We start from the raw sequence: 8,763 nt of genomic DNA, 5'->3' as shown, positions 1-8,763 counted from the left end.
GTCAGTTCAAATGATGAATGCATTCAATATTTCGCGTTTACCGCGCATCCTGTTCGGACCGGGTGCGGTGCAGCAGCTTCCTGAATTGGCTGCCCGCCATGGCAGGCATGCGTTGCTTGTCACTGGCCGCACCGCCATCCGTGATCCCCGCATCTGGGCAACGCTCCTGAGCGATTTTGCGGCACAGGGGATAACCTGGCTGGAATTGCAGGTGGAAACCGAACCTTCGCCGCATCTGGTTGATGCGGCGGTTGCACGCTTGCGGAATTGTGAAATCGACGTGGTAATCGGCATTGGTGGTGGCTGCGCACTGGATGCGGCGAAGGCCATCGCCGGTTTGCTGCGACCGGGCAACTCCGTCATGGATCACCTGGAAGGCGTGGGACCAGAGTTGCCTTATACGGGCCCGGCCACCCCCTTTATTGCGGTGCCGACTACGGCAGGTACAGGCTCCGAGACCACCAAAAATGCCGTGTTGAGCCTGCATGGTGCGAATGGCTTCAAAAAATCATTCCGCGATGCAAGTTTGATAGCGGAGTATGCGGTGGTTGATCCCGATCTGCTCGCATCCTGCCCGGCTCCGGTGATTGCCGCAAATGGCATGGATGCGCTGACTCAGCTATTGGAGTCGTTTGTTTCCAGCAAGGCCAATCCATTTACCGATGCGCTTGCGCTGGATGGCCTGCGCGTAACGCGTGACAGCCTTTTGGCATGGTATCGGCAGGGTGCCGCCACCACGAATGCGCGCACCGGCATGGCTTATGCCGCACTCCTATCGGGCATTACCCTGGCGCAGATTGGGTTGGGCTCGGTACATGGACTGGCAGCACCGCTGGGTGCGTTTTTTCCGATTCCGCACGGCGTGGCTTGCGGTACCCTGGCCGCCGCAGCGACGCAAATCAATTTGCAGTCATTGAAGCAGCACGCATCAGACGGTACCGCGCTGCGTAAGTACGCCCAACTTGGCCGCCTGCTGGGCAGGGATGAAACGCTGGACGACCTGGCCGCGCACGCAGTGTTGATTGACACACTGGATCGCTGGACCGAGGAAATGCACCTGCCACGCCTTGGTCACTATGGCGTCAGCGCGGATGATCTGCCGCGTATCGCGGCCAACAGCCGGGGCAGCAGCATGAAGACCAATCCGGTGCTACTGACTGACGCCAAGATCGAAGCCATACTCAGGATGCGGCTATAGCGGCAGGCTGGGTGAACTGTTTGCGGTAGCGGTTCAGATCCTTGACACCCTCGAAAGACTGACCGAACAGATTGGACAGCTTGATCAGGATGGTGTTGACCACCTTGGCTTCCCAGCTGGTATCGAACTGGATTTGCTTATCCAGCCAGTGTTCCAGCCAGTCCGGATCGGGCAGGCGGCTCTGGATGGTGTCCTGCGGGAAAAATTCGGCGCTGACGTGCAGATTGGTCGGGTGCAGTGGCTTGCTGCTGCGCCCGGAACTGGTCATCAGCACGCCGACTTTGGCAAAAGCGGCACGCGCCTCGTCACCTTGACGTTCGATCGCCTGCTGCATGTAACGAAAATAGACCCCGCCGTGACGCGCCTCATCGCCCGAGAGCAGGCCGTAGATATGCCTGATCACCGGTTCGGTGTGCCACTGGGCAGCCCGGCGGTACCACTGGGTCAGGCGCATTTCGCCACAGAAGTGCAGCATGAGCGTGTCCAGCGGCGGTGCCGGGTCGAATTCGAAGCGTACCTGATGCAATTCTTCTTCGGTAGGCGCCATGTCCGGGCGGTAGCGGCGCAGGTATTCCATCAACACCAGCGCATGCTTCTGTTCCTCGTAAAACCACACTGACATGAATGCCGAAAAATCGCTGTCATGGCGGTTATCGCGCAAAAACATTTCCGTAGCAGGCAGCGCCGACCATTCGGTAATCGCGTTCATCTTGATGGTGGTGGCCTGCTCATCGTTCAGCAGTGCCGGATCAAAGCGATTCCAGGGCACATCCTTGGCCATGTTCCAGCGCAGTTTTTCCAGCGTGCCAAAAACTTCCGGGTAAAGCATGTGTACTCCGACAGTCAAAGTTATGAATTCAAAGTTGTTAAATTAGCGCAATTCCGTTGCGCCATTGCGACAAAGGCGTGACAAATTCCGTCAATGACACCGGACGAACATAACACATCCGCCGGGCAAGCATGTATTGCTTGCCACATGTCCGGCATCGGCATCAGGGACACGAGCGTTCGCCAAGTAGCACAGTGCAACATCAAAGTAACTTGCATCGCTAAAGAATCCGGCTTCCAGACTTTTGAGCTGCCCAAATTCACAGCAGACGAAATGGCCCATACCATGTAAATGTCAAAGCCTGTTTGGCTGAACATGGGCTGGATTGCCGAGCTCGGTCGCCTTTGGATCGGCTTCTCCTCCATATATGGATATCGCCCCATCTTGCGCTCAAGGCCCACTTGAAGCATCCCCTGCGAGTCATCCGGGATGGCCTGAAGGCGCATCGCAACCGCTTGGTGCGCGAAGATCCGGACAGCCTGGACACGGGCATATCCAGATCGCATTCCTGCCGCCGTACGCGCCGGACCTGAATCCCGTGGAGTACCTGTGGGTGTGGCACGCCCGGCCAGCCACTGCCCCGACAATCTGAGCGAATTGCCCATGACCGCGCGCAACCAGATCAAGAGCGCCCCTCGATCATTACCGCTTGCTGGATGCAGGCTACGCCTGGGTGATGTCATGAATTATTGACGTTTCAATAAATTGGAGCAATTGCAAATTTCCGATTCGGGACGGATTTCGTCTCTTCGCGCAAAAAAGCACCGCGCTCATGCGTCACCCAGCCCGCCTGGTTTCCAGCATCTCCCAACGCGCCAGCGCCGCTTCCAGCGCCGCGTCTATGTCGGCAAAACGCGCCTGCAGCCGTTTGGCTTCGGCGGGCTGGCTGCTGTATAGCGCGCCGTCGGACAGGCGTGCAGCAATCCCGGTTTGCTCCTCTTCCAGGGCGCGAATCCGGTCTGGCAGAGCCGCCAGCTCCTGCGCCTCTTTCCAGCTCAGCTTTGATTTGGCAGCAGCGGGCCTGGCGGGTTCCGGTTTGCTCGGCGCCGTGGCTTTTATGGCTGACTTGTCCGAACCGGACTTGGGGCGTTGCGCCAGCCAGTCGTCGTAGCCGCCCGCATATTCGCGCAGCACAGCGTCGCCCTCGAAGGCGATCACCTGGGTCACCACGTTGTCGAGGAAGGTGCGATCGTGGGACACCAGCAGCACGGTGCCGGGGTAGTCCTGCAACAATTCTTCCAGCAATTCCAGGGTGTCGATGTCGAGGTCGTTGGTCGGCTCGTCCAGCACCAGCACGTTGGCCGGGCGGGTAAACAAGCGCGCCAGCAGCAGCCGGTTGCGCTCACCGCCGGACAGCGATTTCACCGGCGAGCGCGAACGCGCCGGGGCAAACAGGAAGTCTTCCAGATAACTGATGACGTGCTTGCGCTCGCCGCCGATTTCGACGAAATCGCCGCCCTGGCTGATGGTGTCGGCGACGCTCATTTCTTCATCGAGCTGGGTGCGGAACTGGTCGAAGTAGGCAACCGAGAGCTTGGTGCCCAGTTTTACCGTACCCGCATCCGGCTCGATTTCGCCGAGGATGAGCTTGGTCAGCGTGGTCTTGCCGATGCCGTTGGGGCCGATCAGGCCGACCTTGTCGCCGCGCTGGATCACGCCGGAAAAATCGCGGATCAGCGTGCGCCCGCCATAGGCTTTGGTCACGTGCTCGAGCTCGGCCACGCGCTTGCCGGATTTCTCGCCGCTGTCCACATTGAGGTTGACTTGCCCCAGATGATTGCGGCGTTCGCTGCGCTCGCGGCGCAGCTGCTCGAGGCGGCGCACGCGGCCTTCGTTGCGGGTGCGGCGCGCCTTCACGCCCTGGCGCAGCCACACCTCTTCCTGCGCCAGCACCTTGTCGAACTTGGCCTGCTCGACCGATTCAATCGCCAGTTGCTCGGCCTTGATGCGCTGGTAATCGGAAAAATTACCCTCAAAAGTGCGCAAGCTGCCACGATCCAGCTCGACAATCTGGCGCGACACGTTGTCCAGAAAGCGCCGGTCGTGGGTAATCACGATGACCCCGCCGGCGTAGCTGCGGATCAGCTCTTCCAGCCATTCGATGGAAGCCAGATCGAGATGGTTGGTGGGCTCGTCCAGCAGCAGCAAATCCGGCTCGGTGACCAGCGCACGCGCCAGCGCCACACGCTTTTTCAGGCCGCCTGAGAGCGTGCCGACCAGGGTGTCTTCGGGCAGGTTGAGCTTGGTCAATACCGTCTCCACCCGCGCCTGCAGACTCCAGCCGTCACGGGCTTCCAAAGCGCTTTGCAGGGTCTGCATGTGCTCCATCAGCACCTCGAAATCGGCATCCGGCTCGCCCATCTTGTGGGTGACCTCGTGATAATCCAGCAGCAACTGGCTCACCTCGCCCAGCCCCTCCGCCACCGCTTCGTACACGGTGTGGTCGGGTTCGAGTTGCGGCTCCTGCGGCACATAGGCGAGCTTGAGACCGGGCTGGCGCCACACGCAACCGTCGTCGGGTTTGGTATCGCCCGCCAGCACTTTGAGCAGGCTGGATTTACCCGCGCCATTGCGGCCAATCAGGCCAATATGGGCGCCGGGCTCGATGACCCAGTCGGCGTGGTCGAGCAGTGGCACGTGGCCGAAAGCGAGGGAGGCATTTTCTAATGTGAGCAGCGGCATGGGACGGGGAACAATACTGTGAGAAAACCGGGCATTCTACATGGTGGCGGCGATCAGCGACTTCAAGTCGGCGAGGTTGCGCGTGTTCACCACGTCACCCGGCGCCAGCCAGCCACGCCGCGCCTGGCCGATACCGAATGCCAGGTCATCGAAAGCCGCCGTGCCGTGCGCGTCGGAATTGACCGCCACCAGCGCGCCTTCGGCCTTGGCCATGCGGCACCAGGTGTCCGGCAGGTCAAGCCGCTGCGGCTGGGCGTTGAGCTCCAGCCAGCAACCGCGCAGATGGGCGTGACGGATAATGCGCTGCATGTCCACCTCGATCGGCTCGCGCTCATTGATGAGGCGGCCGAAGGGATGGGCAAGCAGGGTGAAACGGGGATGATCCATGGCGCGCAGAATGCGTCTGGTCTGTTTTGCGCGCGGCAGACCGAAGTGACTGTGCAGCGCACCAATGACGATGTCGAGCCGGCCAGCCAGTCCCTCCGGCAAATCAAGGCTGCCGTCCTCGAGAATCTCCACCTCGCAGCCCTTGAGAAGGGTGATGCCGGCGAGTTCGGCATTGAGCCGGTCGATTTCGTCCAGCTGCCGGCGCAGGCGCTGCGGATCAAGTCCGTGGGCGATCTTCAGAGCGCCGCAGTGGTCGGTGATGGCGAGGTATTCCAGGCCCTGCGCCCGGGCCGCCAGCGCCATGGCGTGCAGGCTGGCGTGGCCGTCGCTGGCCATAGTGTGCGCATGCAGATCCCCCCTGAGGTCGGCCAGCTCGATCAGGCGCGGCAGCCGGCCGGCGCGTGCCGCCTCGATTTCGCCACGGTCTTCGCGCAATTCGGGCGCGATCCAGGGCAGCCCCACGGCGGCGTAAACCGACTCCTCGGTCTCGCCCGCGATGCGCGCCTCACCCTGAAACACGCCGTATTCGTTGACTTTCAGGCCGCGCTCCCGAGCCAGAGTGCGGATCGCGATAGTGTGTGGCCTGCTGCCAGTGAAATATTCCAGTGCCGCACCGTAGCTGGCGTCCTCCACCAGCCGCAGGTCAACTTGCAGGCCGCATTTCAGGGTCACGCTGGCGCGGGTGGTGCCGCCGGACAACGCTTCGGCCACTTCGTCGTAGCCGACGAAACGCTGGATCACCGGACTCCCGGAGGCGGCGCTGACCAGGATGTCGAGGTCGCCTACGGTTTCCTTGCGACGCCGGTAGCTGCCCGCCAGCGTGACCTGATGCACGCCAGGCACACTGCGCAGGTAGGCCACCAGCGCCGTAGCGTGCTGCGCCGCCGCTGCCAGTGGATAGCGGCGCGCCTTGCTGCCGTAGGCTTCGATGGCATGCAGGATGCTGGCTTCGGTTTTTTCACCGAAGCCATGCAGCTGGCGGATGCGCCCTTCGCGTGCCATACGTAACAGCTGTTCCGGCGTTTCAACCGCCAGGTCGTGATACAGCGCGCTGACTTTTTTGGGACCGAGCCCGGGAATCTTGAGCAATGCGGTCACGCCGGTGGGAAGCTCTCCGCGCAGGCGCTCGAGCAACGCACAATGGCCGGTGGTGACGATCTCGCGGATCTTGCCGGCCAGATCCGTACCGATGCCGGGCAGCCTGGGCAGGTCTCCACCATTTTCCAGCAGCGCCCGCAACTCGCGGCCGTATTCGCCCACCACCCGCGCTGCGTTGCGGTAAGCGCGGATGCGGAACGGGTTGGCACCCTCGATTTCGAGCAGATCAGCGATCTCTTCGAAGATTGCCGCAATATCGGCATTGTGGATGGGCATGATCGTGCCCTTTCCGGTGATCACAAACTGGGACGAGCCTGCCCCGCGTAGATACGTTCGTGCTGTTGTTGGCAGGCAATGCAGCGCTTGGCAGTGGGATAGGCCATCAGCCGATCGAAGCCAATGTCCGCGCCACAGTCCATGCAGACGCCATAGCTGCCTGCCTTGATGCGCCGTTTGGCTGCCTCGATATCACGCATCTCGTGGATTTGCCGATCCACAATCGCCAGGTTGAGATCAGCAACTGCATCCGCCACTGATGCATCTCCGATATCACCGGGAGCGCGTCCCATCACCTCCACGTACTGGATATTGCCGGTGCGTTCCATCTCCTCCTGCACCTCGTCCATCAGACTTTGGTAGCGGCCTAGCAAAGCCTGATCGAGTTGTGCGGTTTGCTGCGCGGTCAATTCATCCATACTCGCCTCCAGGTCAGATAAATCAATACCTGCAGGTTCAAATATAGTTGACCTTTGCGATTGCAGGATTTTGTTGACAGCAGTGCCGATGGAGAAGGTCAGGGAAGGCTCAACGCGCATCCGCACGCGCTGCCTCGAGCCTGGGCAGATCGGCAATCACCTGTTCGGAGTTGCGGCCGGCGTCGGCACCGGCATAGACCTTGGCAATCCTGCCCTGCGGGTCGATGATGAAAGTATTGCGTTTGGCCAGTTTCATTACCAGCAGATTCATCACCGAACCGTAACGCGCTGCCACCACGCCCTCCTTGTCTGCCAGCAGCGGGAACGGCAGGCCGTGTTTTTTGGCGAATTCGGCGTGGCGGCTGGCGTCGTCTATGCTCACCCCGACCACTTCTGCACCGAGCTTGCGGATTTTCAGAATATCGTCACGAAACGCGCACGCTTCTGTGGTGCATGCTGGGGTTTCATCTTTGGGGTAGAAATACAGCACCAGCCACTTGCCGCGATAATCCGCCAGATTCTGCAGCTTGCCGTTCTGGTCGATCAGGCTGAAATCCGGCGCCGGTTGCCCCGCCTGAGGTAGGGCTGCGGCGTGGCTCGAACGCATCCAGATCAAAGCCAGCGCGGCGATCATGGCGATAAACAGGATAATGAACTTCATGAGTTGCCTCTCAGTTTTGCGGGCCACGCCCAAAAATGCATCGACAGCGCGGCGGCCAGCGCCAGCACGCCGGCGTAACGGAACGCCCATTCCGCAGACTGCAACTGCCAGATCAAACCAAACGCGAGTCCCGCCGGAATCGCCGCCACGCCGGTCATCAGATGATACCAGCCGAACGCGGTGCCGCGCGTCTCCTCCCCGGCGAAGTCGCTGATCAGCGCGCGCTCCGGGCCTTCGGCAAAACCGGTGGTGAGGCCATAGATGATGGCTACCACCCACAGCCAGACACTATGCGCCACCCACCCCAGCAGCAGAAAACTCACGCCAAACGCGGCCCAGCCAAACAATATCAGCGGCTCTTTGCCAAGCTTGTCCGCCAGCACCCCGCCGCGTGTGGAAGTCAGCGCCTTGGCCAGATTCAGCGCCGCCCACAGCAGCAGCAGTTCGACCACGCTCATGCCCAGTTCGTGCCCGCGCAGCACGATAAATGTCTCGGAAGCACGCGCGAAGGTGAACAGCATCAATACCAGCAGATAGCGCTGCAGCGGCGCCGCCAGCACCGACCAGGGCAATGGCGGCAGCACCGGGGGCGGTGCGGCAATGGCAGGCCGCGGTTTTTCGCCCACGCCAAACGCAATCAGCAACACCCCCATTGTACCCGGCACTGCCGACCATAGAATCACCTGCGTGAGCGACATGCCCGACCACGCCAATACCGCTGCCGCAATCAGGCTGCCGCCCACCGCACCGGCATTATCCAGCGCACGGTGAAAACCAAATGCCAGGCCCCGGATTTCTGGCGCTGCGGCATCCGCCACCAGCGCATCGCGCGGCGCGCTGCGCAGCCCCTTGCCTACCCGATCCAGGCTGCGCAATGCGAGCAATACCGGCCAACTCCCGGCCACTCCCAGCAATGGCCGGGCGCTGTTGGACAACGCATAGCCCGCCAGCGCCAGCCCCTTGCGCCGTCCGCCCAGCAGGTCCGAGCGCCGCCCCGACCACAGCTTGAGCAAGGCCGCTACCGCATCTGCCACGCCCTCGATCAGCCCCAGTGCCACCGGCCCGGCCGCGAGCACCGTGGCCAGCAGAATGGGGATCAGCGGCACCACCATTTCCGAAGCCAGATCGTTGAAAAAACTCACGAAGCTGAGGACGATGACGGTGCGGGGCAGGCGCGGGAGGGGCATGGCAGTCTCTTGGCAGCTTATTTGAA

At 61.6% G+C, this 8,763-nt stretch carries 7 protein-coding genes and 1 pseudogene; 2 read left to right on the top strand and 6 right to left on the bottom strand.

The annotated features are described in order from the left end of the window. The first annotated feature begins 10 nt into the window (after positions 1 to 10). The gene (locus GZH91_RS04880; RefSeq protein ID WP_147071073.1) at positions 11 to 1,198 is read left to right on the top strand and encodes an iron-containing alcohol dehydrogenase; all 1,188 of its coding nucleotides are present in this window, start codon (positions 11 to 13) and stop codon (positions 1,196 to 1,198) included. Here GZH91_RS04880 and GZH91_RS04875 read toward each other — a convergent pair. Continuing rightward, positions 1,182 to 2,027 carry an acyl-ACP desaturase gene (locus GZH91_RS04875; protein WP_147071075.1) on the bottom strand — a complete coding sequence of 282 codons (846 nt, stop codon included), beginning with the start codon at positions 2,025 to 2,027 and terminating at the stop codon, positions 1,182 to 1,184. The genes GZH91_RS04880 and GZH91_RS04875 overlap by 17 nt on opposite strands. 386 nt (positions 2,028 to 2,413) lie before the next feature. On the opposite strand from GZH91_RS04875, the pseudogene GZH91_RS17955 reads away from it, so the two are divergent. Continuing rightward, positions 2,414 to 2,704: pseudogene (locus tag GZH91_RS17955) on the top strand (transposase); the annotation flags it as partial. Between the two features lie 100 nt (positions 2,705 to 2,804). On the opposite strand, the gene GZH91_RS04870 reads toward GZH91_RS17955, so the two are convergent. The 5 genes from GZH91_RS04870 to GZH91_RS04850 all read right to left on the bottom strand — a co-directional run bounded on the left by GZH91_RS04870 (position 2,805) and on the right by GZH91_RS04850 (position 8,737). Continuing rightward, entirely contained in the window at positions 2,805 to 4,709 is a 1,905-nt protein-coding gene (locus GZH91_RS04870; RefSeq protein ID WP_147071080.1) for an ATP-binding cassette domain-containing protein, read from the bottom strand. 36 nt (positions 4,710 to 4,745) lie between these two features. Continuing rightward, entirely contained in the window at positions 4,746 to 6,470 is a 1,725-nt protein-coding gene (gene polX, locus GZH91_RS04865) for a DNA polymerase/3'-5' exonuclease PolX (RefSeq protein ID WP_147071082.1), read from the bottom strand. Between the two features lie 20 nt (positions 6,471 to 6,490). Next, the gene (locus GZH91_RS04860; protein ID WP_147071084.1) at positions 6,491 to 6,889 is read right to left on the bottom strand and encodes a TraR/DksA family transcriptional regulator; all 399 of its coding nucleotides are present in this window, start codon (positions 6,887 to 6,889) and stop codon (positions 6,491 to 6,493) included. A 109-nt stretch (positions 6,890 to 6,998) separates the two neighbouring features. Beyond that, positions 6,999 to 7,550 carry a peroxiredoxin gene (locus GZH91_RS04855; protein ID WP_147071086.1) on the bottom strand — a complete coding sequence of 184 codons (552 nt, stop codon included), beginning with the start codon at positions 7,548 to 7,550 and terminating at the stop codon, positions 6,999 to 7,001. Beyond that, on the bottom strand, positions 7,547 to 8,737 hold the full coding sequence (locus GZH91_RS04850; RefSeq protein ID WP_147071088.1) for an MFS transporter: 1,191 nt from the start codon (positions 8,735 to 8,737) through the stop codon (positions 7,547 to 7,549). Before GZH91_RS04850 ends, GZH91_RS04855 begins: the two co-directional genes overlap by 4 nt. Positions 8,738 to 8,763: the final 26 nt, after the last annotated feature.

The organism is Sulfuriferula plumbiphila, from assembly GCF_009938015.1.
Classification (GTDB): Bacteria; Pseudomonadota; Gammaproteobacteria; order Burkholderiales; family Sulfuriferulaceae; genus Sulfuriferula; species Sulfuriferula plumbiphila.
Note: the sequence above shows the minus strand (reverse complement) of the source record. Positions and strands in the feature narration are given on the sequence as shown.

Excerpts from the sequence above, each read along its gene's own strand:
- GZH91_RS04880 (WP_147071073.1), top strand. The coding sequence starts at position 11 with ATGATGAATGCATTCAATATTTCGCGTTTACCGCGCATCCTGTTCGGA.
- GZH91_RS04875 (WP_147071075.1), bottom strand. The coding sequence starts at position 2,027 with ATGCTTTACCCGGAAGTTTTTGGCACGCTGGAAAAACTGCGCTGGAAC.
- GZH91_RS04870 (WP_147071080.1), bottom strand. The coding sequence starts at position 4,709 with ATGCCGCTGCTCACATTAGAAAATGCCTCCCTCGCTTTCGGCCACGTG.
- polX (WP_147071082.1), bottom strand. The coding sequence starts at position 6,470 with ATGCCCATCCACAATGCCGATATTGCGGCAATCTTCGAAGAGATCGCT.
- GZH91_RS04860 (WP_147071084.1), bottom strand. The coding sequence starts at position 6,889 with ATGGATGAATTGACCGCGCAGCAAACCGCACAACTCGATCAGGCTTTG.
- GZH91_RS04855 (WP_147071086.1), bottom strand. The coding sequence starts at position 7,550 with ATGAAGTTCATTATCCTGTTTATCGCCATGATCGCCGCGCTGGCTTTG.
- GZH91_RS04850 (WP_147071088.1), bottom strand. The coding sequence starts at position 8,737 with ATGCCCCTCCCGCGCCTGCCCCGCACCGTCATCGTCCTCAGCTTCGTG.